Below are 22590 nucleotides of genomic sequence, written 5' to 3'. Positions count from 1 at the left end.
AGGCCCATGTCGAGCAACAACGCGTTTGACGCGATCATCGTAGGCGGCGGCCACAACGGCCTGGCCGCGGCAGCGTACTTGGCCAAGGCCGGCCGGAAGGTACTGCTGCTGGAAAAGCTTGAGCATCCCGGCGGCGCCGCGGTGTCCGCCCAGGCGTTCGACGGCGTCGACGCCCGGCTCTCGCGCTACTCCTACCTGGTCAGCCTCCTGCCGCGGCAGGTCATCGAGGATCTCGGCCTGCGCATCGAACTGGCCCGGCGGCGCTATTCCTCCTACACCCCGGACCCGCAAGACGGCGGCCGCGCCCTGCTGATCGACAACGGGGATACCGGCTCCACCGCGGCGTCCTTCGCCGCCGTCGGCGCTTCCGACGACGAGTTCACCGCCTTCAATGACTTCTACGCCCGGTGCCGCAAACTCACCGAAGCGCTCTGGCCGACCATGACCTCGCCGTTGCGGACCAGGTCCGAGGCCCGCGCGCTGGCAGTCCAGGCCGGGGCGGAGGAAGCGTGGGACGCCATGATCGAGCAGCCGATCGGGACCGTGATCGCCAAGGAACTCCAGCACGACCTGGTCCGCGGCGTGGTCCTGACCGACGCCCTGATCGGAACCTTTGCCCGGGCCGGCGACGAGGATCTGCAGCAGAACATCTGCTTCCTGTACCACCTGATCGGCGGCGGAACGGGCGACTGGGACGTGCCCGTGGGAGGAATGGGCGCCGTCTCCGGAGAACTGGAACGCGCCGCCCGCGCCGCCGGAGCCACGATCCTCACCGCCGCCGAAGTCACCGCCGTCCGCTCGGAGGGTGCGGTCAGCTACCGCCACGATGGCGCCGAGCACACCGCCACGGCCCAGTGGGTCCTCGCCAACGTGGCCCCTGTGGTGCTGGACCGGCTCAGGCGCTCCGGCCCTTCCGGCGACGTTGCCACGCCCGCCACCCGGAACCCGAACCATCTCCGCGAGGGTGCCCAGGTCAAGGTCAATTTGCTGCTCAAGAGGCTCCCCCGGCTTCTTGACCCGGGCGTCAGCCCGGAAGCGGCCTTCGGCGGGACGTTCCACATCAACGAGACATGGTCGCAGCTCGACGCGGCCTACCTCGCCGCCGCGGCCGGAACCATTCCCGACCCGCTGCCCTGTGAGATCTACTGCCATTCCCTCACGGATCCCAGCATCCTGTCCCCGGAACTGCAGGCCGCCGGCGCGCAGACCCTCACCGTGTTCGGGCTGCACGTCCCGGACCGGCTGATCACTGAGGACAACAACGAGGCCAGGCGCGCAGAGCTGCAGGCCGCCGTCCTGAAGTCGCTGAACTCGGTACTGGCCGAGCCTGTGGAGGAGCTGCTGCTCACGGGCCCGGACGGACGTCCCTGCATCGAAACCAAAACGACCCTGGACATCGAACGTGCAGTCGGGATGCCGCGGGGCAACATCTTCCACGGCGGCCTCGACTGGCCCTTCGTCGAAGACGGCGCACCCCTGGACACCCCGGCGCAGCGCTGGGGCGTCGCGACGGATGACCCGCGGATCCTGCTCTGCGGGTCCGGCGCGCGGCGCGGCGGGGCGGTCAGCGCCATCGGCGGGCACAACGCGGCCATGGCATTGCTGGAAGCCGGGCCGGCCGAGTCCGCGCCAGCCGAGTCCGGTTTGGCCGAGTCCGAGCCGTTGGAATCCGGCCGTGTCTCCCAGGGCGGAGTCTGGCGCCGCAGCGATCCTGCATGAGTGAGCCCTCGCCGCCCTCCAGCCCGCCCGCGGCGAGTCCCGCGGACAGGCCCGCGGACAATTGGAGTCCCCGTCTGGCACTTCTGGTCGCGGCGACGTTTTTTATGGAGTTCCTGGACGGTACCGTCCTGACCACCGCGATCCCCAGCATCGCGGCGGACTTTTCGGTCCCGTCGGCCGACGTCAACATCACCATGACCGTTTACCTGATGACGGTGGCGATGGGGATCCCACTCAGCAGTTGGCTGGCAGAGCGCCTCGGGGCGCGGCGGGTGTTCTGCCTCGCCGTCGCGGCGTTCACGGTGGCCTCGCTGCTTTGCGCACTGAGCCAGGACCTGGCCATGCTGACCCTGAGCCGGGTGCTGCAGGGCGCGGGCGGCGCCATGATGGTCCCCGTGGGCACCCTCGTAGTGCTCCGCGGGACGGCAAAAAAGGACCTGCTCCGCGCGACGGCCTACCTGGTGTGGCCCGGGCTGCTGGCACCGGTCCTCGCCCCCCTGGTGGGAGGCGCGCTCACGACGTTCCTGTCCTGGCACTGGATCTTCCTGATCAATCTCCCGCTGGGCCTCGCGGCGTTCCTCGCGGCGCTGCGGCTGGTCCCGACCGCCCCGGGTGACCGCACCCGGCGCCTGGACTGGCGGGGACTTGCCCTCACAACCCTGGGCGTAGGGTGCCTCGTGGTGGGCCTTGAGCTGGCCGGCGGCCACGACTCCGGCGCCCCGGCCGCCCTCAGCATCGCCGCAGGGTTGCTGTTCCTTGGCGCGGCAGTCTGCTGGCTCCGGCGGGCGCGCTCCCCCTTGTTCGATCTGGGGGTCTTTTCCACGCGGACGTTCCGCGCCACGGCGACCGGCGGCTTCATCTACCGCCTGACCATCAGCGCCGTGCCCTTCCTGCTGCCTCTCATGTTCCAGAACGGCTTCGGCTGGGATCCGCTGCGTGCCGGAGTCCTCGTGGCGGCGGTGTTCGTTGGCAACATCGGGATCAAACCGGCAACCACCCCGCTCATCCGGCGCTTCGGCTTCAAACCGGTGCTGGTCTTCGCGTCCGTGGCGTCGGCGGCAACCTTTGCGTTGTGTGCCCTGCTCGACGCCGGCACCCCGGAACCGCTGATCTTCGCACTGCTCGTAGCCAGCGGCGCCTTCCGGTCCATCGGTTTCTCGGCCTACGCCTCGGTGCAATACGCCGACGTCGTCCCCGCCCAGCTGCCGTCCGCCAACGCCGTTTCCGCGACGCTGGTGCAGCTCGCGGCGGCAGCCGGAATCGCGATCGGGGCCCTGCTGATCCGGGTTTCCGAGTCCGGCGGCCCGCTGCTGGGCGGGGCCGTCGACGCCGGCGGGGATCCGGTGGCACCGTACCGGGCGGCGTTCCTGGCGATAGCGGCGATCATGCTCCTGAGCACGCTGGACAGCCTGACGCTGCCCCGCCACGCCGGAGCCGAGGTCAGCCGGCCTGGCCAAGCACCAGCGGCAGCACCGCGCCGGCGCCCGCGAGCCTGAGGGCCCGGCCGGCGACGGTCACGGTCCAGCGGCTGTCAACGAGGTCGTCTATCAGCATCACACTCTGGCCCTGGATGCCGGCCAGGGCTCCTTCGAGTTCCGGTCCCACTACAAGGCGGTCCCAGACGCCGGCGAGCCGGTAGGCGCTGTTGCCGCCGCGCCCGCCCGTGGGGCCGCCGTGTTCGAGCTGCAGCTGGCCGAGGTACGGGATGCGGCCGATCTCCGAGATGCCCCGCGCCAGCGAATCCACGAGGGCCGGTTTGGTGCGGGAGGGGACACTGATGATCGCGGCCGGCCGGCCCGCGCCGCTCCACCCCTCGGTGCGGGCGTCGCCGGTTCCCCACTCCCGCAGGACCTGGACACAGGCCTGCAGCATGCCGGCGTCGACCGTCCGGTCCGGGGCACCGGCGGCGAAGGTTTCGCGCAGCGCGCCGCCCCAGCCGAGGTCCGTGAGCCGGGCCAGCGCGCGTCCGTTGGCGACACTTTCGTCCGGCTTGATTTTGCCCTTCACCGTCACGCCGAGGCGGTCCATGCCGCTGGGCCACTGCAGCCTCGGCTCCAACGGCACACCGGCGCGGCTCAGCGTCTGGCCCGCCGCCTCCGTGGCGGACGCTGCGATGTCTGCCGGGAACCACTGACCGGCGCAGTTGTCGCAGCGTCCACAGGAGTGTGCGGTCTCGTCGTCGAGGACCGAGGTGATGTATTCCATCCTGCAGCCGGCGGTGTCCTGGTAGATGACCATGGAGTCCTGTTCGTCCACCCGGGCCTCCGCGATCCGGCTGTACCGCTCGGCGTCGTAGCTCCAGGGCTGGCCGGTCGAGCGCCAGCCGCCGCCGACGCGCTCCACGGCGCCGTCGACCGCGAGCACTTTCAGCAGCAGTTCCAGCGGCGTCCGGCGCAGGTCCACCCGGGCCTCCAGCGCCACGGTGGACACTGCCGTCCCCGCTTCGGCGAGGGCGGTCAGGACTGCGGCGGCCTTTTCCTCCGAGGGCATCGATGCTGTGGCGAAGTATTGCCAGATGTCGCGGTCCTCGGAGCCGGGCAACAGCAGGACGTCGGCGTTCGCGGCGCCACGGCCGGCACGTCCCACCTGCTGGTAGTAGGCCACCGGGGAGGACGGCGCGCCCAGGTGGACCACAAATCCGAGGTCCGGTTTGTCGAAGCCCATGCCGAGGGCCGAAGTGGCCACGAGGGCCTTGACCTGGTTGTCCTTGAGCAGCTGTTCCGCTCGTTCCCGGTCCGCGGGGTCGGTCCGGCCCGTGTAGGCGAGCACCTCGTGTCCAGCTTCGGCCAGGAGGCGCGCTGTGTCCTCCGCAGCGGACACCGTGAGCGTGTAGATGATGCCGCTGCCGGGCAGGTCCTTCAGATGCGTCAGCAGCCAGCCCAGCCGGTCACGGGAGTCCGGTAGGGTCAGCACGCCCAGCCGGAGCGAATCACGGCCCAGGGCACCGCGGATGGTCAGCACACCGGCGCCCAGCTGCTCCTCGATGTCGTGGACCACCCGGGAATTGGCGGTTGCGGTGGTCGCCAGGACCGGCACCGAATCCGGCAGCTGGGTGATCAGGTCCGCGATCCGCCGGTAGTCGGGACGGAAATCGTGACCCCAGTCCGAGATGCAGTGCGCCTCATCAATGACCAGGAGTCCGGTGCGGCGGATCAGCTCGGGCAGCTGGTGCTCGCGGAAGGAGGGGTTGGTGAGCCGCTCCGGCGAGACCAGCAGGACGTCGACCTCGTCGGCCGCCAGCTGCTCGCGGACCGTGTCCCACTCCAGCTGGTTGGCGGAGTTGATGGCCACGGCGCGGACCCCTGCCCGGGCGGCGGCCGCGACCTGGTCGCGCATCAGCGCCAGCAGCGGCGAAACAATCAGGGTGGGTCCGGCGCCGCGGCGGCGCAGGAGCAGGGAGGAGACAAAGTAGACCGCCGATTTTCCCCAACCCGTGCGCTGCACCACGAGGGCCCGCCGGCCGCCGTCGACCAGCGCCTCGATAGCCTCAAACTGGCCGTCGTGGAACTCTGCCGCCGGGTGCCCGACCAGCTCCCGCAGCACTTCCTGGGCCTGCTCCCGGGTCCCGGAAACCCCGGCGGAATCGGCGGCAAGTGCGGTGTCGGAAGCGGGAAGGAGTGCAGCGTTCTGGTTATTGGCCATTGCTTCAGTATCCCAGCCCCCTCCGACAGTCACGAAGTCCGGGTGCCTGCCAGGTGGATAAACAGGCGGGCACCCTCGGCCGGCCGGGACCGTCACTGCTCCTCCACAGGGCTTGGGGCCTTCCACGTAAGATAAGACGCGTGACTATGGACAAGCTCAAGACTTTTGACCTCTCGGCCTCCTTCAAGGCCTACGACGTGCGCGGAATTGTGGGCGAATCCATCACCCCCGAAATCGTCGAGGCCGTAGGGGCCGCGTTCGTCGACGTGCTGGAACTCGAAGGGCAGACCGTGCTGGTCGGCGGCGACATGCGGCCGTCCTCCCCCGAGTTCAGCAAGGCCTTCGCCAATGGCGCCGCCGCCCGCGGGGCCAATGTGCAGCTGCTGGACCTGATCTCCACCGACGAGCTGTACTACGCCTGCGGCGTCCTCAACGCTGCCGGCGCCGTGTTCACCGCGAGCCACAACCCGGCCGAATACAACGGCATCAAGATGGCCAAGGCTGGCGCCGTTCCGATCTCCTCGGAAACCGGGCTCAGCGAAATCCAGGCCCAGGCCGAAAAGTACCTCCACACCGGCACCATCCCCGCGGCTGCCAGCCGTGGCCTGATCGGCGTCCAGGACGTCCTGAAGGGCTACTCCGAGTACCTGCGCAGCCTCGTGGACCTCAGCGGATCACGGCCCCTGAAGGTCGTGGTGGACGCCGGCAACGGCATGGCCGGCCTGACCACGCCGGCGGTGCTCGGCGATGCCCTGCTGCCCAAGCTCCCGCTGGAGATCGTCCCACTGTACTTCGAGCTCGACGGCACCTTCCCGAACCACCCCGCCAATCCCCTGGAGCCGGACAACCTGCGCGACCTGCAGGCCGCCGTCGTCGAGCACGGCGCGGACATCGGCCTCGCCTTCGACGGTGACGCCGACCGCTGCTTCGTCATTGACGAACACGGCGACCCGGTCTCGCCGTCCGCCGTCACCGCGATGGTGGCCCGCCGCGAAATTGCCCGCGCCCAGGGCCTGGGCGAGGCGAACCCCACTGTCATCCACAATCTGCTGACCTCCCGCGCTGTCCCCGAATTGGTCGAGCGCCACGGCGGCCGCGCAGTCCGCACCCGTGTGGGCCATTCCTTCATCAAGGCCGTCATGGCCGCGGAGGGCGCCGTCTTCGGCGGCGAGCACTCGGCCCACTTCTACTTCCGGGACTTCTGGAACGCGGACACCGGCATGCTGGCCGCCATGCACGTCCTCGCCGCCCTCGGCGAACAGGACGGCGCGCTGTCCGAGCTGGGCCGCGAATACGAGCCGTACTTTTCCTCCGGCGAGATCAACTCCGAAATCGAAGACAAGGCGGGCGCCGTGGAACGGGTCCGGCTGGACTTCCAGACCGACGACGTCAACGTGGACCACCTCGACGGCAGCACCTTCACCGCCACGGATGGCAGCTTCTGGTTCAACCTGCGCCCCTCCAACACGGAGCCGTTCCTGCGCCTCAACGTCGAAGCCACGGACGCTGCCACCATGGAACGCGTGCGCGACCGCGTCCTCGCGCTGGTCCGGGGCTAGGCGCCGCATGAAAACTCCCGAGACCGGACTGCAGACCGTTGTGACAGGGCCTGACTCCCTGCTGCCGGCCGATCCCGCTGAGGACTCCTGGCGCGGATCGGTGCCGGAAGCCAGCGCCACCGACCTCGAAAACCTGCTGGGCACTGGCGTCGGAGCCGCCCAGGAGCAGCTGGAACGCAACGGCGGCTTCCTGCCGTTCGCCCTTGTAGTGGAGAACGACGGCGAGGTGCGGCTGGTTGCCGTGACTCCCGCCGACGCTGCCGAAGGCACCGACGCGGACTTCGACGCGGATTCGATGATCAGCGACCTCACCGAGCTTCTCCGGCAGCACCGGGATGAGTTCCGCGCCGCCGCAGTGGTCTGCGACATCACCCTGCTGGAAGAGGACTCGGACGCCATCCACGTGGCCACCGAGCACCGGGACGGTTCAGTTTTCGCTGCCGTCCTGCCCTATTCCGCGGATCCCGCCACCCACGAATGGGCCTTCGGCCGGCTCGCCGCCGATACGAATGAGCCTGCCGTTTGGGTGGACTAGACCGCCCGTAAGCTGGTGTCATGAAGATCAATGCCTTCGCGGACGTGAGCCTGCGCGCCCTCATGGTGCTGGCAGCCGCCCCTGGCGGCGGCTTGATGACCACCCAGAGCGTCGCCGACGCCGTCCGCACGCCGTACAACCATGTCAGCAAGGCCATGACGAAGCTCCGCGCATTGGGCCTGATCGACGTTGAACGCGGCCGGCACGGCGGCGCCCGGCTGAGCAGCGCGGGCCGGGTCGCCACAGTCGGCCAGCTCCTGCGCCAGCTCGACACCCGGACGGATCCGGCCGACTGCGTGGCGGCGACCGGCACCTGCCCGCTCATCAATGAGTGCCGCCTCCGCCGTGCGCTGGCCCGTGCGCGCGAGGCGTTCTACCGCGAGCTCGACGACGTCGTTGTCGCCTCGCTGCCCACGTCGCGCCAAATGGACCCGGTATTCCAGGCAATCGGCCTGCGCCCGGGGCTCTGAGGGGCCTCCCGGGCAGGCTCCCGGCTCAGCCCGGACGCGGCCCGATCTGAAGAAAACCTTTGGTTTGGCCCTTGGACGTGCCTCCTGGCGGGCCCGCCCATTGACTTCAATGCGGCATGTGATGACAAAGCACCCCTAGGGAACGTCACCACGCCGGTATTTTTTTGTCTTTCCGGCCAGCCGAAGGGCCGCTGATCAAAAGTATCCGAGGGCTTGCCACTGCCGGCGCCGCGGCGCTCCTCCTCACGTTCATCACCGCCCCCGCGGCGCTTGGGGCGCCGACGGCACTGGGCATGGAAGCTGCGGCCGATACACCGCTCCACCACCACCGGCTTCACCCCCGCCGCCACCACCAGGGTCGCCGACGCCACCGGACTCAACTACACCGACCCGAACCGACCCGCCGGAACCTGGTACTACCGAGTCACCGCCACCGACGCCGCCGGCAACACCGGACCCGGCTCCAACGAAGCCACCGCCACCATCCAGCCCCCGGCCGTCGGGACCGCGACGGTGCTGGCTGTCGGCGACATTGCCTGTGCCCCCGGCGCTGCGGTGACCCAATCAACGTGCCGCTATGGCGACGTCGCCGCGATGGTCGCGGCCCAGTCGCCCGACCGGTTCGTCGCCCTCGGTGACATGCAGTACCAGAACGCCACGCTGGCAGAGTTCATGGGGTCAGGCAGCTACAACGACAAATTCGGCGCCCTCAAGCCCATCACCCTTCCGGTGCTCGGCAATCATGAATACCTCGACGGCACACGCGGCTATTTCGACTACTTCTACGGCCCCGGAGGCACAACTGGCGCATTCGGGCCGCGTCCGGACGGCTACTACGCCACGACGGTCGGAGCCTGGACCGTCATCGCTTTGAACAGTGAGTGTGGGGCCGGCGGGGTGACGGGCGGGTGCGGTGTCGGCAGCCCGGAATATCTATGGCTGCAGGACCGTCTTACCAACTCTCCGACCGCGTGTAGCCTCGTGGCGGCGCGCCATCCGCGCTGGTCAACCGGGAGTAACCACGGTTCGTACCCGGAGCTGGGAGCCATGTGGGACCTGATGGCAACCCATGGCGTCGACGTCATGATCTCTGCGCACAACCATGTGAGCGAGGTCTTCAAGCCGATCGGGGTTTCCGGCTCCGGAGCGACTCCAGCGCTGTCCCCGACCGGGATCCGGTCCTTTACCGCAGGCGGCGGCGGCGCGAAGCTGCAGCAGCTGACGCCGAACAGCAACCCCCTCCTGACGGCGATGGAGGCCCGGGCCAGCAACGCCTTCGGGCCGCTCAAGTTGACCCTGAACGAGACCTCTTACTCCTGGCAGTTCCTCCCCCTTACCGGCATGATCTTCACGAACATGGGCACAACGGGTTCCTTCTCCGGCAGCGATACCTGCCACTGACACCGCCGCCACGCCCGGGAATTCCGCCGATTTGGCATCATTTTCTACACCGTGTAGAACTGAGGTATAGATACTCGTATTTCATATACAAGTATCGCCGCGGTCCGGCTGAAGACACCGGGCCACTATCTCAGGAGTCAACATGCTCTCGGACAAGTCCTTCCCCGTCATCGAGGCCACCCTGCCGCTCGTCGGATCCCGGATCGGGGACATCACCCCCAAGTTCTACGCCCGCCTCTTCGCCGCCCATCCCGAACTGATGGACGGCCTGTTCAGCCGCTCCAACCAGCGCTCGGGCAATCAGCAGCAGGCCCTGGCCGGAAGCATCGCCGCTTTCGCCAGCCACCTGGTCAGCCACCCGGGCACCCTCCCCGAGACGGTGCTTTCCCGGATCGCGCACCGCCATGCTTCGCTCGGAATCACCGAACCGCAGTACCAGGTGGTCTACGAGCACCTCTTCGCCGCCATCGCCGAGGACCTCGCCGAGGTCATCACCCCGGAAATCGCCGAAGCCTGGACCGAGGTCTACTGGCTCATGGCGGACGCGCTGATCAAGCTGGAGAAGGGCCTCTATGCGGCCCAGGCCAACGGCAAAATGTGGGCGCCCTGGAAGGTCGCCGCCAAGACCCCGGCGGGAACCGGATCCACCACCTTCGTGCTCGAACCGGCCGATGACACTGCGATCACCGCCGCCCTGCCGGGCCAGTACATCAGCGTCAAGGTCCGGCTCCCGGACGGCCTCCGCCAGGTCCGGCAGTACTCGCTGTCCGGCGATGCCGGCACCAGCCGCAGCTTCACCACCAAGCGGGATGACGGCGGCGAGGTCTCCCCCGTCCTGCACAACAGTGTGGAGGTCGGCGACGTCCTCGAGATCTCCAACCCCTATGGCGAAATCACCCTGAAGGACGCCGACGGTCCGGTGGTCCTGGCCTCGGCCGGCATCGGCTGCACGCCCACGGCGTCGATTCTCCGCTCCCTCGCGAGCACCGGCTCGGACCGCCAGGTCCTGGTGCTGCACGCCGAAAGCGACCTCGACAGCTGGGCCCTGCGCAGCCAGATGACGGACGACGTCGAACGCCTCGAAAGTGCCGACCTCCAGCTCTGGCTGGAAGAACCGCAGGCCGGCTCGAACACCGGTTTCATGTCGCTGCGTGAGGTGGACCTGCCGGCCAACGCGTCGCTGTACCTCTGCGGGCCGCTGCCGTTTATGAAGAGCATCCGCAACGAAGCCATCAACGCGGGCATCCCCGCCACGAAGATCCACTACGAGGTCTTCGGCCCGGACATCTGGCTGGCCAGCTAGATCCCCACCGCCCCCGGGCAGGTCAGGGCGTATGCGCATCGGCCATTCGCCCTGATCTGCCCCCGGGGCGAAGACCCTGTTAGCGAACGACGGCGGCCCCGCACCTTTCAGGGAAAGGTGCGGGGCCGCCGTCGTACTGAACGGGGGACCTAGCCGAGGCGGGCCTTCAGGCCGTCCAGCTCGGACTGCAGCGCCTCGGGCAGCGAGCTGCCGAAGTTGGCGAACCATTCCTCGATGGAAGCGAGCTCGGTGGCCCACTCCGCCGGGTCGACACGGACGGCCTCTTCAACCTGCGCCGGGGTCATGTCCAGGCCCTTGAGGTCGATGGCATCACCGGTGGGGACGAACCCGATGGGGGTCTCCACTGCGTCAGCCTTGCCTTCGAGCCGTTCGATGGCCCACTTCAGGACGCGGGCGTTGTCACCGAATCCGGGCCAGGCGAATCCGCCCTCGGAATTGCGGCGGAACCAGTTGACCAGGAAGATCTTGGGCAGCCGCTCCGGGTTGGCCTTGGCGGACAGGTTGACCCAGTGGTTCAGGTAATCGCCGGCGTCGTAGCCGATGAAGGGCAGCATGGCCATCGGGTCCCGGCGGACAACTCCCACGGCGCCGGCTGCCGCGGCAGTGGTCTCGGACGACAGGGTGGAGCCCATGAAGATGCCGTTGGACCAGCTGCGCGCCTCGGTGACCAGCGGGATGGTGGTCTTGCGGCGGCCGCCGAACAGGATCGCGGAAAGCTCCACACCGTCCGGGTTGTTGTACTCCTCGGCCAGCATGTCGATCTGGTCGATCGGCGTGCAGAAGCGGGAGTTCGGGTGGGCAGCGGGCTTGTCCGAATCGGGCGTCCAGGAGTTGCCCTGCCAGTCGGTGAGGTGCGCGGGCACTTCCTCGGTCATGCCTTCCCACCACACGCCGCCGTCGTCGGTCAGCGCGACGTTGGTGAAGATGCTGTGGCCCTTGGCGATGGCGCGCATCGCGTTGGGGTTGGTGCCCCAGCCGGTGCCCGGAGCCACGCCGAACAGGCCGGCCTCGGGGTTGACGGCGCGGAGCTCGCCTTCCTTGCCGAAACGCATCCAGGTGATGTCATCACCCAGGGTCTCAACCTTCCAGCCCTCAATGGTGGGATCGAGCAGCGCAAGGTTGGTCTTGCCGCAGGCAGACGGGAAGGCCGCAGAGACGTAGTACGTCTTCTGCTCCGGCGACGTCAGCTTCAGGATGAGCATGTGTTCGGCCAGCCAGCCTTCGTCGCGTGCCATCACGGAGGCGATGCGGAGGGCGTAGCACTTCTTGCCGAGCAGCGCGTTGCCGCCGTAGCCGGAGCCGAAGGACCAGATGGAGCGCTCCTCGGGGAAGTGAACGATCCACTTGTCCGGGTTGCAGGGCCACGGCACGTCCGCCTGGCCTGCTTCGAGCGGCGCACCCAGGGAATGCAGGGCCGGCACGAAGAACGCGCTGGTCTCGGTGATGCGGTTCAGCACGTCGGTTCCGATGCGGGCCATGATGCGCATCGAGGCAACAACGTAGGCGCTGTCGGTGATCTCGACGCCAAACTTAGGATCTTCGGCATCCAGGTGACCCATGACGAACGGGATCACATACATGGTGCGGCCGCGCATGGAACCTGCGAACAGCCCGCGCAGCTTCTGCTTCATCTCGGCCGGGGCCATCCAGTTATTGGTGAAGCCGGCGTCATGCTCCTTCTCGGAGCAGATGAAGGTCTGCTCTTCGACGCGGGCTACGTCCGCGGGATCGGAGAATGCCGCGAAGGATTTGGGGAACAGCTCCTCGTTCAGCCGGGTCAGGGTGCCTGCGGCCACGAGCTCATCAGTGAGCTTCGTGTTCTCCGCTTCGGAGCCGTCCACCCAGTGGATCCGGTCCGGCTGGGTCAGTTCAGCTACCTCTTCGACCCATGCCAGCAGCCCGGCATGTGTGGTGGGTGCTTTTTCAAGCAACGGCAGTCGCGCCAGATCGCCCATTACGGTTCCCTTCCTCGGGTTCAGTGGTGTGTCCTAAATGTAGGGCCAGATCACCCCGTCAGAATTGGCCCAGACATGGGATGTGCGGGAAGCCGGAAATCAAAAACCCCGGAAAATCAAAGAAGTCCGGTTGTGGACTACCCCCATTTTGTGACTAAGGTCACATAGACCGGTCTAGTTGGCTAGATTACACCCGTTTCGATTTGGCAGTACGGCCCCACCTCGCGTAAAGTAATTCGAGGTTCGGGGAGCGAGAAGTTCCCCAAGAGCCAAGAACGCGCCCATAGCTCAGCTGGATAGAGCGTCTGTCTACGGAACAGAAGGTCAGGGGTTCGAATCCCTTTGGGCGCACAGAGAAAAAGATCCGCACCGGTCCGCCGGTGCGGATCTTTTGTTTAAGCGCTCCCGCTCAGCGGCCCGCCGCCAGCGCCCGGCAAGGAATGCCCGGGCGTAGGCTTTTGCCATGACAGCACAGCTGGAACAGGAATTCGATGTCATTGTGATCGGCGCGGGCGCCGCGGGTGAGAACGTTGCGGACCGCGTGGTCCAGGGCGGGCTCTCCGCGGTGCTGATCGAGGCTGAACTGGTCGGCGGCGAGTGCTCGTACTGGGCCTGCATGCCGTCCAAGGCGCTGCTGAGGCCGGGCACCGCGCTCCACGGCGCCCAGACCGTCCCGGGTGCCGCGGAGGCAGTGACCCGGACCCTTGATGCCGCCGCCGTGCTGAAACGCCGCGACTACTTCACCGCCAACTGGCAGGACGACAGCCAGGTCAAGTGGGTCCGGGAGACCGGAATCGAACTCATCCGCGGCCACGCCTGGCTCACCGGCCCGCGGAATGTTGAGGTTGCCGGGCTGGACGGGAACACTTACAAGCTCGCGGCGCGGCACGCCGTCGTCGTCGCGACCGGATCCACCCCGAACGTGCCGCCGGTCGACGGACTGGCCGACGTCGAGTACTGGACCACGCGCGAGGCGACCTCAGCCCACGAGATCCCCGAACGGCTGGCCGTGCTCGGCGGCGGCGTCGCCGGCACCGAACTGGCCCAGGCCTATGCGCGCCTGGGATCGGTTGTGACCCTCGTGGCCCGCGGCGGACTGCTGGGCACCTTCCCCAAGGAGGCCTCGAAGCTGGTGGCGGCCGGACTCCGCGCCGACGGCGTCAGACTCCACCTGAATATGGGCACGCAAAGCGTCCGCGAGAACAGTAACGGCTCCCTCAGCCTAGACCTCGACGGCGGCGGCACCGTCACGGCGGACAAGCTGCTGGTTGCCACCGGCCGCCACCCGGCACTCGAGGGGCTGGGCCTGGAGAGCGTGGGGCTCGCGGCCGCGGAGGGCAAAGCGCTGCGGCTCAGCACCGACACCACCGGTGCCGTCATCGGCGCAACGGACGGCGGCGGCGCACCGTGGCTCTACGCCATCGGCGACGCGGCCGGTAAAGTCCTGCTGACCCACCAGGGCAAGTATGAGGCCCGGGCCACGGGCGACGCCGTCGCGGCGCGGGCGAAGGGTGAACTCACGGGCGACCCGAAGCCGTGGAGCCGGTATGCCCAGACGGCCGATGACCACGCCGTCCCGAACGTGGTATTCACCGACCCGGAACTCGCCAATGTGGGGCGGTCCGTGCAGCAGGCCGAAAAGGACGGCTTCAGGGTCTCCTCCGTGGAGCTCCCCATCCAGGTGGCAGGATCCTCGCTCCACGCCGAGCACTATGAGGGCTGGGCCCAGCTGGTGATCGACGAGGACCGCAGGGTGTTGCTCGGCGCCACATTCGCCGGCCCCGACGTGGCCGAGCTGCTGCACGCCGCCACAGTAGCGGTCGTGGGCGAGGTTCCGCTGGACCGCCTCTGGCACGCGGTGCCGTCCTACCCGACCATCAGCGAAGTCTGGCTCCGGCTGCTGGAGGCCTACGGCCTCTGAAGGCTGGCGGGGGACGTCGGCGGGGCCGCGCAGGGCCACGGTCCGTCCGCTTCGTCACACCACCCACCATCTATTTGAACTGACTGGTCAGTTCAGTTAGCCTTGGAGCAGACATTCCTCTGCGAAAGGCCCTCCTTGCTCTCCGTGCAACAGCTCACCGTGAACGGCCGGCGGGACCCCCTGCTTCCGGCCACCTCACTCCAGGCCGCGCGCGGCGGGCTCCTGCTGGTTACGGGCACCCGCCAGGACCAGCGCACTGCCCTCGCCCTCGCCCTGAGCGGCCGCATGAAGCCCTCCGGCGGGGCCATCGAATGGGACGGCAACGCCAGGATCAAACAGCTGCGCGCGGCGAGCGCCGTCGTGGACTCCCCCGGCGTCAACGAGCCCGAACAGCACCTGAGCGTCCGGGACCTCGTCACGGAGGACCTCGCCCTGATCCCCCGCCGGTACCGGGGCGCCCTGCTGAGCAAACCCTGGCTTAAGGTCAACCGGTTCGAGGACATCGCCGGACTCTGGGCCGAACAGCTCGACGCCGGCCGGCGCATCGAACTGCTGACGGCACTGGCCCTCGCCAACCCCCACACGGACCTCCTGGTGGTCGACTCCCCCGACCGCCACAGCGGCGATCCCGCGGACTGGCTGCCTCGCCTTGAGGAACTGGCGTACGACGCCGGGCGGCCGCTCGCCGTCGTCGCCACCGTCACCACCCTCCCGGACGGCTGGGCCGGGCCCGCCGCATCGATTGGCAACGCCCGCCCCGAACCACAACACCGGCCCGAACCATCCGCGGAGGAAAGCCTCCCGGTCCGGACACTCCAGGAAGAGGACGCAAAGTGACTGTGCTTCGGCTGGCCCGCTCCGAACTCAAGCGCATGACCGGGGGCCTGCTCCCCAAGCTGACCATCGTGGCCCTGGCCCTGGTCCCGCTGCTCTACGGCGCCGTATATCTCTACGCCAACTGGGATCCCTACGGAAAACTGAACCAGATCGACGCGGCACTCGTGGTCGAGGACACCGGTGCCACGTCCGCCGACGGCACCCGCCTCGAGGCCGGGAACAAAGTGGCCGAAAGCCTCATCGACGGCCACGTCTTCAACTGGCAGACCGTCTCCGCGACGGACGAAGCGGACCAGGGCGTGAGCACGGGCAAATACGCCTTCGCGCTGAAAATCCCGAAAGACTTCTCTTCCAACCTGGTCTCCCCCGGCAGTTTCGATGCCGCCAACCAGGCCATGCTGAACGTCACCACAAACGACGCGAACAACTACCTCCTCAGCACCATCGTGGACAAGCTCACCACCGCCGTGCACACCACGGTGGCCACCGAGGTGGGCGAGGAAACCGCCAACCAGCTCCTCACCGGCTTCGGCACCATCCACTCCCAGATGCTCAAGGCCGCCGACGGCGCCGGGCAGCTCGCCGGCGGCGTCGCCAGACTGCACGACGGCACGGTGACGCTGCACCAGGGCACCGGCGAACTCAAGACCGGCGCCGCGGACCTCTACGCGGGCCAGGTCAAACTCCGGGACGGCGCCAACACCCTCAGCTCCGGCGCGGCCCAGCTCAGCGGCGGCCTTGCCCAGCTGCAGGCCAAGACCGCCACCCTGCCGGCCGACTCACAGCAGCTCGCAGCCGGCGCCGCGCAGGTGGCGGCCGGCAACGCGACGCTCAATGCGCAGCTGCAGGGCATCGCCGGGCAGCTCGGCTCCAGGGAACAGGCCGCGGCGCAGGCGCTGCGCGGCCGGGTGCTGGCATCGAACAGCAGGCTCATGGCCGCCGGTGTCATCAGCCAGGACCAGGCGGACCGGATCCTGGCCGATTTCGACGCCACCCCGGCCCCGCCCGCATCGGCATCAGCCGACAAGCTGAAGCTGGCCGCCGCCCAGGTCCAGCAACTGGCAGACGGTTCCGCGGCGGTCAGCGCCGGGGCCGCGAAACTCGCCGGTGCAACACCGGCCCTCACCGACGCCGTCGCCAAGGCCTCCTCCGGGGCCGGACAGCTCGCGGGCGGCGCGTCCACCCTCGCAGCCGGACAGCAGAGCGCGCTGGACGGCGCCGGGAAACTCTCCCAGGGCGCGCAGACACTTGATGAGGGTGCCGCCCAGCTGGAGACCGGGGCTGCCACCGCCTCCGACGGCGCCGGCACCCTGGCGGGCGAGCTCGCCAGCGGCGCCGGGAAAGTCCCCAACCCCGACGACGCCCAGAAGGACAGCCTCGCCCGGGTGATGGCCGATCCGGTCGCCGTCAGCAACGTCTCGCAGGCGAAGGCCGGTTCCTACGGGGCCGGACTCGCGCCCTTCTTCCTCACCCTCGCCCTGTGGATCGGTGTTTTCATGCTGATCCAGGCGATGCGTCCGGTCACCCAGCGGGCCCTGGCCTCAAACGCCCCGGCGTGGAAGATCGCCGTCGGGGGCTGGCTTCCCTTCCTGGCCGTCGCCGCCATCCAGGCAAGCCTGCTGACGCTGGTGGTGGACGTGGGACTCGGACTCAATCCGGCCCATCCGGTGCTGATGTGGTTCCTCATGTTGGCCGCGGCGATGGCCTTCAGCGCGATCATCCAGGGTGTGGTGGCGCTGCTCGGATCGCCGGGCAAGCTGGTGGTCCTCATCCTGCTGGTCCTCCAGCTGGTCTCCTCCGGCGGCACCTTCCCCTGGCAGACCACGCCCGAGCCGCTGCATGTGGTGCACCAGATCCTGCCCATGGGCTACGTGGTCAGCGGCATGCGGCACCTGATCTACGGAGCCGACCTCGCCATCATCCTGCCCACCATGCTGGGGCTCCTTGGCTACACTTTGCTGGGTATGGCGATGTCAACCGTGGCCGTGCGCAAGCACAAGTACTGGACCCTCAAGACCCTGAAGCCGGAGATCGCCGTATGAGCAACAGCCCTTTGGATCGGGGCCCGGGGTCCTCCGGCGACGCGGACTCCGCCGGCGATGCCGGCAAGAGGCTCCGCCCGGCGCGCACCAACGCCACCAAGCAGAAGCTGTTCGAGGCGTCCATGGAGCTGATCGGCGAACGCGGCGCGGCCGGGGTCACCGTCGATGAGATCGCGGCGGCCGCCGGGGTGTCCAAGGGCACGGTGTATTACAACTTCGGCAGCAAATCGGACCTGATCGCCCAGTTGCTGCGCCATGGCGTGGACATCCTGCTGGCGCGGCTGTTGAGCGTGAAGGACACTTCCGACGACCCCCTTGCCGCCATGGGCGAGATGATCGGCCAGGCCATGGACTTCATGGCGGAGTACCCCTCGTTCGCGCGGCTGTGGGTCAGCGAGAACTGGCGGACGCCCAGCGAGTGGCAGGACACGTTCACCGAACTGCGCGGACGCCTGCTCGCCGTGATCGGGGCCGCCATCGACGGTGTGGCGGCGGTGTACCGGGTCGATCCTGCGGTTTCCCGCGGCAGCCTGGAGACCGCGATCTTCGGCGCCTGCTTTGTGGTTGGCCTGGACCGGCAGACCTACAACCCGGAACGGACACGCGAGCAAAGTGTTGCAGCAATCATGGCGTCCATGCGCGGCTACGTGGTGAAGTAAGCCCTTGCTCAGGGATGATAGGCCACATGCGCCACATGGGTAACAGCGGCAGGATTGCCATCGGAGCGGTTCTGGCTGCCCTCGGGTTGCTGACGCTGACCGGCGTCACCCTGCATGAGGCCGTCTTCGTGTGGTTCCTCGCCGCCTGCGTCGCCGCCTATGTCGCGTGCGTGGCCGAGGTGGTCATCCGCCGGCGGCACAAGACCCTGCTGGCCTGCGGAATCGGCAGCGTCCTTTTCATCGCGTTCGCCATTGCGTTCCTGCGGCAGTGGGGCCTGGCGTTCACCTCAGACCCGGACGCCATCTCCACCCAGGTGGATTCCGAACATCCTGATCTCTACTTCTATCTCGCTGCCGCATCCGGTGCCGCCACCTTGGTCCTGCTCTTCGCCGGGACTGTCCTGCCCGGCAGGGGCCGTCCCCGGGCTGCCCGTTACCCCTCGAGGCGCCGGCCTGTATCGGCCTCCCGGGGGCCCGCCAGGGGCACAGCTTCGGGGGGCGCATCCGCCAGGCCCTCCTCGGCACGGGGCGCAGCTCCCGGCACCTCGGCGGCACGTCCCGCGCCGCGGGCCGCGGGTTCCCGTTCGGCAGCCCCCCGGCCCACGCCGCGGCCGGCGGCCAAGGCACCTGCCAAAGCATCTTCGGGTAAGTCTCCGGCCCGGCCGGCGGCCAGGACGTCCCCCCGCAGCTGAGCGTGCTGCGCCACCGCACTGCCGCTGGGGCGCCGCGGGCGGAGCACCGCCGTCGCCACTCCGCCCAGAAGCAGCAGTCCGCCGGCCACCTCGGCAGGGGACGGTACCTCACCCAGCACCAGCCAGGCCGCCGTCATACCGACCACGGGGACCAGCAGCGTGAACGGCACGACGGCCGAGGACGGATAGAGCCCGAGCAGCCGGTTCCAGATTCCGTAGCCCACCAGCGAGCCGAAGACTGCGGTATACAGCGCGCTGGCCAGGCTGACCGGCTGCACGCCGATGAGGGCGGCAGACACCGCCGCCGGTCCGTCGAGCAGCAGTGAAAGCCCCAGCAGCGGCAGCGGCACCACGGCCGCGGACCAGACCACAAGCCCGAGGCCGGACGCCGCCTTGGTCTTGCGGACGAGGACGTTTCCGGCTGCCCAGGACAGGGCGGCCGCCAGGACGATCATGAGTGGCAGCATGGGAGCCACCAGGCTGCGCCCTACGGCCACAACCGTAAGGCCCGCAACACCCAGGACGACGCCGGCGAACTGCCGCCTGCTGGGCCGTTCACCGAGGATGCCGGCGGCAAGGAGCACCGTCAGGAGGACCTGGGCCTGTATGACCAGGGAGGCGAGTCCGGCCGGCATGCCCAGCGCCATGCCAAGGTACAGGAGACCGAACTGGCCGGCGCTCATGAGGAGCCCGACGCCGATGATCGCCTTCCAGCTCACGTCCGGCTTCCGGATGAAGAAGATGCAGGGGATCACCACGAGTGTGAAGCGCATGGCGACAAACAACAGCGGCGGCATCTCCGCCCCGTCCGGGTGCAGGCCAAGATCGATCGCGACGAAGTTGACGCCCCACAGCACGGCAACGAGCAGGGCAAGGGCTGAATGGCGAGGGTTCACAGTGCCACTATGCCGGTTTCAGCAGCGCCCCGCTCCTCCAAGGGGGTTCCCGGTCCGGAGGAGGTGCCGTTCCCGCGGTATGCCGGGAGGGCTATTGTCAGAGATTCCGCGGCCGTTCGCCGCCCGGGTGGTTCTCGTCCGGCTTGTGCGTGCCGGGTTCTCCCTCGACGTGGTTCCGTGCGTCGCGGTCCCTCCGCGGCTCCTCGCCGGTCAGGCCTTCGCGGGGTGCCTCGTCCCGGGCTACATCGTCCCGGGGCACATCGTCCCGGGACCGGGCGTCGCTGCCTTCGGTGGTCACGACGTCAGGGTCAAGTTCATCGGCCTTCCGCAGTTGCTCCTGGGCGCCGGCACGGACTGTCTCGGCCTCCGTCTGCCGGCTCTGGGCTTCTTCGCGCAGGCGCTCGGCCTGGACTTGCGCCTGCTTCGCATCGGCTTCGGCGCGGGCCGCCTTCGCCTCACGCTCCCTGGCGCCGATTTCGTCGGTTTTTGCCTGCTCGCGCATCTCCACTGCCCGGTTGCGGTCTGCTTCCACTTTGCGTTTGCGGCTGAGCATGACTCCCACCACAACGATGGCGATCACCACAATCACGGCGATGATGATCCCGATGAGCTGTCCTGAATCCACGATGATCCACCTTTTCTCTCGAACACAAAAGTCGACGAGTAAACAGCATCAGTAAACCGCACAATTGATTCCGTGACTATGGATTCGGGCCCGGGAAGCCCGCAGCCGGCGTGGGGCTATTTAGCCCGGGGAACCTTGAAGTGGGTGAGCCTCGCGTCCTGGCCGTCCAGCTCGGCCCAGGACTTCTCCGTCTCCATCACCGTCAGCCCGCTGGTGGGGTACCGGGTCGCGGCATCCATGTAGGCATCGTGGCTGGAATCCCGGGACGCCAGGTGCATGGCAAGATCCTGCACCCCTGGCATGTGGGAGATCACCATAAGCGTGGTGACGGTGTCCGGGACGTGGTTGATGACGCTGAGCATCCGCAGCGCCGGGGCGGCGTAGAGCCCGTTCTCAAGTTTTGGCGTCGGGGCCTTGTCGCCGAGTTCACTGCATACCCACGTGCACGTTTGGCGGGTCCGCAGCGCGCTGGAGCAGAGGATGAAGTCGGGCACCACACCGTGCTTGAGCAGCCATTTCCCGGCCATCGGAGCGTCCCGGTGACCGCGCTCTTCCAGCGGCCGGTCATGATCCGCAACGCCTCCGGGCCAGTCGGCCTTGGCATGCCGCATGATCACCAGCCGTTTGATGTGATGCGCGCTCATGCCCCAATCCTAGTGCGGACAGGATTCCACGGGCGCGCATCACCCCGGCCCCGGGTCAGTCCTCCAGAACGAACGTCACTTCCAGCACCACATGCCAGGCAACAACAGCGCCGTCGCTGATCTCCACCTTCTGTTCCTTGACCCACGCCCCCGTGACATTGCGCAGTGTCTTGTTGGCCCGCTCGATCCCCTCCTTGATGGCAGCATCAAACGAGGTCTTGGAGTTCGAGCTCAGGGTAGTAATACGTGCAACAGACATGCTTCCTCCCAATGGTCGGTTCAAACGCTCAGAGCCTACGCCGCACCCCTCCGCGCCAACAGGGTCCAACGACCACCCCACCCACCCCACCGCCGCGGAGGCCAAAGCCCGTCAGCCCGCCCACCCAAAGCGGCCGTCCGGGAAGGGATCGGAACTGCCCAGCGGAAGCGAAGCGGCAGAGCAAGCGCGCGAGGCGACATTTTGCGTAGTGCCGCGTCGCCGACCGAGGAACGAGGGAGGTGTCTAAGGCACGGCAAAATGCCGTCTTGTGCGCGGAAATCCGCTGAAGCTTCCGGAAACGCAAAAAGCGCCCGCCCCCAAACTGGGAACGGGCGCTTTGCGTGGAGCGAAGGCTAGATCGAGTATTCCGGAGCGGCCCAGACTACGACTTCGGGGTGCTCGTAGAACCGGTAACCCTGGCCGCGGACGGTACGCACGGTGTTGGCGAGCCGGCCCAGCTTGGAGCGCAGCCGGCGGATGTGGACGTCGATGGTGCGCTCGTTCGGCACTTCTTCGGCGTTGCGCCACAGTCCTTCGAGGAGTTCGTCGCGGCCGACGGTGCGGGTGCCGTTCTCCACAAGGTAGTTGAGGAGCTCGAATTCCTTGAAGGTCAGGTTCAAGGATTCGCCGTCGAGGGCGACTTCACGGCGGGCAAGGTCGATGAGAACGCCGGAGGGGCGCGGGTCCTGCGGCTGCTGGCGGGCCGTCTCGGCACGCTGCCGGGCGCCCACGGTGGGGTCACCGAAGGTGGAACGGACGACGTCGAGTGCGGAACCGGGGGCGCTGGCCGGCGCGACGGCGACGGCGGCGTAGCTCTCCGCGCCGGAGACGAGCGACTGGGCATAGGCCCGGATCTCCTGTGCCAGCTTCGCGATGGAGGTCCCGGCAGCTGCTGCGGTTTCCTCATCGATGCCCATGTAGAGCACGAAGCCGCGGGCGACGTTGTCGCTCGGGACGGGACGGACCGGGCTGCCGTTGCCCGGTGCAATCACGGGGGTGGGCGCCGTGGCCGGGGCCGGCGGAACCGCGCGGAGCTGGCCATAGGAATTGGGGTTGTAGCCCTGCGCTGCATAACCCGGGGCCGGGAAGCTGTTGCTGGGCGCGGCGGGGGCGAACGACGGGCGGCCGCCGAATCCCTGGCGGATGCCGGAGGCCTGGCCGGCCTTGCTGGCGTTACGGACGGAGATGTGGACGTATCCGGATGCAACTGACATGAATGCTTACCTCAATGTGAATGGCCGTCATCGCGGCTCGAATGCTACTTTCCCCGCAATGAGTTCTGGGGAGGGGCGCCCGACACTGGGCTGGGGCGAATGCCTAAAAACTTTTGGGGTGTATAAGTTAGGCGTGCATTCGGCAACAGCGCATCTTGGTATCAGCGGGTGGGCTGATCCAGGAAGCTGCGGCTGC

General features: G+C 68.1%; 18 protein-coding genes and 1 tRNA gene. 12 read left to right on the top strand and 7 right to left on the bottom strand.

The window, feature by feature from the left end:
• Nucleotides 1-6: 6 nt before the first annotated feature.
• Both ABIB51_RS16760 and ABIB51_RS16755 read left to right on the top strand, forming a co-directional pair.
• Nucleotides 7-1719 (top strand): phytoene desaturase family protein, encoded by a 1713-nt coding sequence (locus tag ABIB51_RS16760; protein WP_354190006.1) that lies wholly within the window; start codon nt 7-9, stop codon nt 1717-1719.
• Complete coding sequence (locus ABIB51_RS16755) at nt 1716-3215, top strand: MFS transporter (protein WP_354190004.1); 1500 nt, start codon at nt 1716-1718, stop codon at nt 3213-3215. The genes ABIB51_RS16760 and ABIB51_RS16755 overlap by 4 nt, the downstream gene beginning before the upstream one ends.
• Here the strand turns inward: ABIB51_RS16755 and ABIB51_RS16750 are convergent.
• On the bottom strand, nt 3160-5361 hold the full coding sequence (locus ABIB51_RS16750) for a RecQ family ATP-dependent DNA helicase (protein WP_354190002.1): 2202 nt from the start codon (nt 5359-5361) through the stop codon (nt 3160-3162). The genes ABIB51_RS16755 and ABIB51_RS16750 overlap by 56 nt on opposite strands.
• Nucleotides 5362-5507: 146 nt before the next feature.
• On the opposite strand from ABIB51_RS16750, the gene ABIB51_RS16745 reads away from it, so the two are divergent.
• The 5 genes from ABIB51_RS16745 to ABIB51_RS16725 all read left to right on the top strand — a co-directional run bounded on the left by ABIB51_RS16745 (nt 5508) and on the right by ABIB51_RS16725 (nt 10629).
• Nucleotides 5508-6920, top strand: a complete 1413-nt coding sequence (locus tag ABIB51_RS16745) for a phosphomannomutase/phosphoglucomutase (RefSeq protein ID WP_502916162.1) — start codon at nt 5508-5510, stop codon at nt 6918-6920.
• A 7-nt stretch (nt 6921-6927) separates the two neighbouring features.
• Complete coding sequence (locus tag ABIB51_RS16740; RefSeq protein ID WP_354189998.1) at nt 6928-7455, top strand: hypothetical protein; 528 nt, start codon at nt 6928-6930, stop codon at nt 7453-7455.
• Nucleotides 7456-7475: 20 nt separating this feature from the next.
• On the top strand, nt 7476-7925 hold the full coding sequence (locus tag ABIB51_RS16735) for an RrF2 family transcriptional regulator (RefSeq protein ID WP_354189997.1): 450 nt from the start codon (nt 7476-7478) through the stop codon (nt 7923-7925).
• Between the two features lie 270 nt (nt 7926-8195).
• Nucleotides 8196-9326, top strand: a complete 1131-nt coding sequence (locus tag ABIB51_RS16730) for a metallophosphoesterase family protein (RefSeq protein WP_354189995.1) — start codon at nt 8196-8198, stop codon at nt 9324-9326.
• Between the two features lie 142 nt (nt 9327-9468).
• Nucleotides 9469-10629 carry a globin domain-containing protein gene (locus ABIB51_RS16725; RefSeq protein WP_354189993.1) on the top strand — a complete coding sequence of 387 codons (1161 nt, stop codon included), beginning with the start codon at nt 9469-9471 and terminating at the stop codon, nt 10627-10629.
• 149 nt (nt 10630-10778) lie between these two features.
• On the opposite strand, the gene ABIB51_RS16720 is transcribed toward ABIB51_RS16725, so the two are convergent.
• Nucleotides 10779-12605 (bottom strand): phosphoenolpyruvate carboxykinase (GTP), encoded by a 1827-nt coding sequence (locus ABIB51_RS16720; protein ID WP_354189991.1) that lies wholly within the window; start codon nt 12603-12605, stop codon nt 10779-10781.
• A gap of 277 nt (nt 12606-12882) precedes the next feature.
• On the opposite strand from ABIB51_RS16720, the gene ABIB51_RS16715 reads away from it, so the two are divergent.
• The 5 genes from ABIB51_RS16715 to ABIB51_RS16695 all read left to right on the top strand — a co-directional run bounded on the left by ABIB51_RS16715 (nt 12883) and on the right by ABIB51_RS16695 (nt 18064).
• Nucleotides 12883-12956 (top strand) — tRNA-Arg (locus tag ABIB51_RS16715).
• Between the two features lie 112 nt (nt 12957-13068).
• The gene (locus ABIB51_RS16710) at nt 13069-14526 is read left to right on the top strand and encodes a dihydrolipoyl dehydrogenase family protein (RefSeq protein ID WP_354189989.1); all 1458 of its coding nucleotides are present in this window, start codon (nt 13069-13071) and stop codon (nt 14524-14526) included.
• A gap of 135 nt (nt 14527-14661) precedes the next feature.
• Nucleotides 14662-15363 carry a P-loop NTPase family protein gene (locus ABIB51_RS16705; protein WP_354189987.1) on the top strand — a complete coding sequence of 234 codons (702 nt, stop codon included), beginning with the start codon at nt 14662-14664 and terminating at the stop codon, nt 15361-15363.
• Entirely contained in the window at nt 15360-17405 is a 2046-nt protein-coding gene (locus ABIB51_RS16700) for a YhgE/Pip family protein (RefSeq protein WP_354189985.1), read from the top strand. Before ABIB51_RS16705 ends, ABIB51_RS16700 begins: the two co-directional genes overlap by 4 nt.
• Nucleotides 17402-18064, top strand: a complete 663-nt coding sequence (locus tag ABIB51_RS16695; protein ID WP_354189983.1) for a TetR/AcrR family transcriptional regulator — start codon at nt 17402-17404, stop codon at nt 18062-18064. The genes ABIB51_RS16700 and ABIB51_RS16695 overlap by 4 nt, the downstream gene beginning before the upstream one ends.
• A gap of 433 nt (nt 18065-18497) precedes the next feature.
• On the opposite strand, the gene ABIB51_RS16690 is transcribed toward ABIB51_RS16695, so the two are convergent.
• The 5 genes from ABIB51_RS16690 to ABIB51_RS16670 form a co-directional block, all read right to left on the bottom strand.
• The gene (locus ABIB51_RS16690; protein ID WP_354189981.1) at nt 18498-19652 is read right to left on the bottom strand and encodes an EamA family transporter; all 1155 of its coding nucleotides are present in this window, start codon (nt 19650-19652) and stop codon (nt 18498-18500) included.
• 97 nt (nt 19653-19749) lie between these two features.
• Nucleotides 19750-20277, bottom strand: coding sequence for a hypothetical protein (locus tag ABIB51_RS16685; RefSeq protein WP_354189979.1), 528 nt, complete (start codon nt 20275-20277; stop codon nt 19750-19752).
• A gap of 116 nt (nt 20278-20393) precedes the next feature.
• Nucleotides 20394-20921, bottom strand: a complete 528-nt coding sequence (locus ABIB51_RS16680) for a SixA phosphatase family protein (protein ID WP_354189977.1) — start codon at nt 20919-20921, stop codon at nt 20394-20396.
• Between the two features lie 55 nt (nt 20922-20976).
• Complete coding sequence (locus ABIB51_RS16675; RefSeq protein ID WP_354189975.1) at nt 20977-21180, bottom strand: dodecin family protein; 204 nt, start codon at nt 21178-21180, stop codon at nt 20977-20979.
• A 353-nt stretch (nt 21181-21533) separates the two neighbouring features.
• Complete coding sequence (locus ABIB51_RS16670) at nt 21534-22394, bottom strand: winged helix-turn-helix domain-containing protein (RefSeq protein ID WP_354189973.1); 861 nt, start codon at nt 22392-22394, stop codon at nt 21534-21536.
• Between the last annotated feature and the right edge of the window lie 196 nt (nt 22395-22590).

The organism is Arthrobacter sp. UYCu712 (genome assembly GCF_040547005.1).
In the GTDB taxonomy this organism is placed as follows: domain Bacteria; phylum Actinomycetota; class Actinomycetes; order Actinomycetales; family Micrococcaceae; genus Arthrobacter.
The sequence above is the reverse complement of the archived record's forward strand: the minus strand, read 5'-3'. Positions and strand labels throughout refer to the sequence as shown.

What these genes read in the sequence shown, in the direction of transcription:
- ABIB51_RS16695 (WP_354189983.1), top strand. Translation starts at nt 17,402, where the DNA reads ATGAGCAACAGCCCTTTGGATCGGGGCCCGGGGTCCTCCGGCGACGCG.
- ABIB51_RS16740 (WP_354189998.1), top strand. Translation starts at nt 6,928, where the DNA reads ATGAAAACTCCCGAGACCGGACTGCAGACCGTTGTGACAGGGCCTGAC.
- ABIB51_RS16760 (WP_354190006.1), top strand. Translation starts at nt 7, where the DNA reads ATGTCGAGCAACAACGCGTTTGACGCGATCATCGTAGGCGGCGGCCAC.
- ABIB51_RS16755 (WP_354190004.1), top strand. Translation starts at nt 1,716, where the DNA reads ATGAGTGAGCCCTCGCCGCCCTCCAGCCCGCCCGCGGCGAGTCCCGCG.
- ABIB51_RS16750 (WP_354190002.1), bottom strand. Translation starts at nt 5,361, where the DNA reads ATGGCCAATAACCAGAACGCTGCACTCCTTCCCGCTTCCGACACCGCA.
- ABIB51_RS16725 (WP_354189993.1), top strand. Translation starts at nt 9,469, where the DNA reads ATGCTCTCGGACAAGTCCTTCCCCGTCATCGAGGCCACCCTGCCGCTC.
- ABIB51_RS16735 (WP_354189997.1), top strand. Translation starts at nt 7,476, where the DNA reads ATGAAGATCAATGCCTTCGCGGACGTGAGCCTGCGCGCCCTCATGGTG.
- ABIB51_RS16675 (WP_354189975.1), bottom strand. Translation starts at nt 21,180, where the DNA reads ATGTCTGTTGCACGTATTACTACCCTGAGCTCGAACTCCAAGACCTCG.
- ABIB51_RS16680 (WP_354189977.1), bottom strand. Translation starts at nt 20,921, where the DNA reads ATGAGCGCGCATCACATCAAACGGCTGGTGATCATGCGGCATGCCAAG.
- ABIB51_RS16720 (WP_354189991.1), bottom strand. Translation starts at nt 12,605, where the DNA reads ATGGGCGATCTGGCGCGACTGCCGTTGCTTGAAAAAGCACCCACCACA.
- ABIB51_RS16745 (WP_502916162.1), top strand. Translation starts at nt 5,508, where the DNA reads ATGGACAAGCTCAAGACTTTTGACCTCTCGGCCTCCTTCAAGGCCTAC.
- ABIB51_RS16670 (WP_354189973.1), bottom strand. Translation starts at nt 22,394, where the DNA reads ATGTCAGTTGCATCCGGATACGTCCACATCTCCGTCCGTAACGCCAGC.
- ABIB51_RS16710 (WP_354189989.1), top strand. Translation starts at nt 13,069, where the DNA reads ATGACAGCACAGCTGGAACAGGAATTCGATGTCATTGTGATCGGCGCG.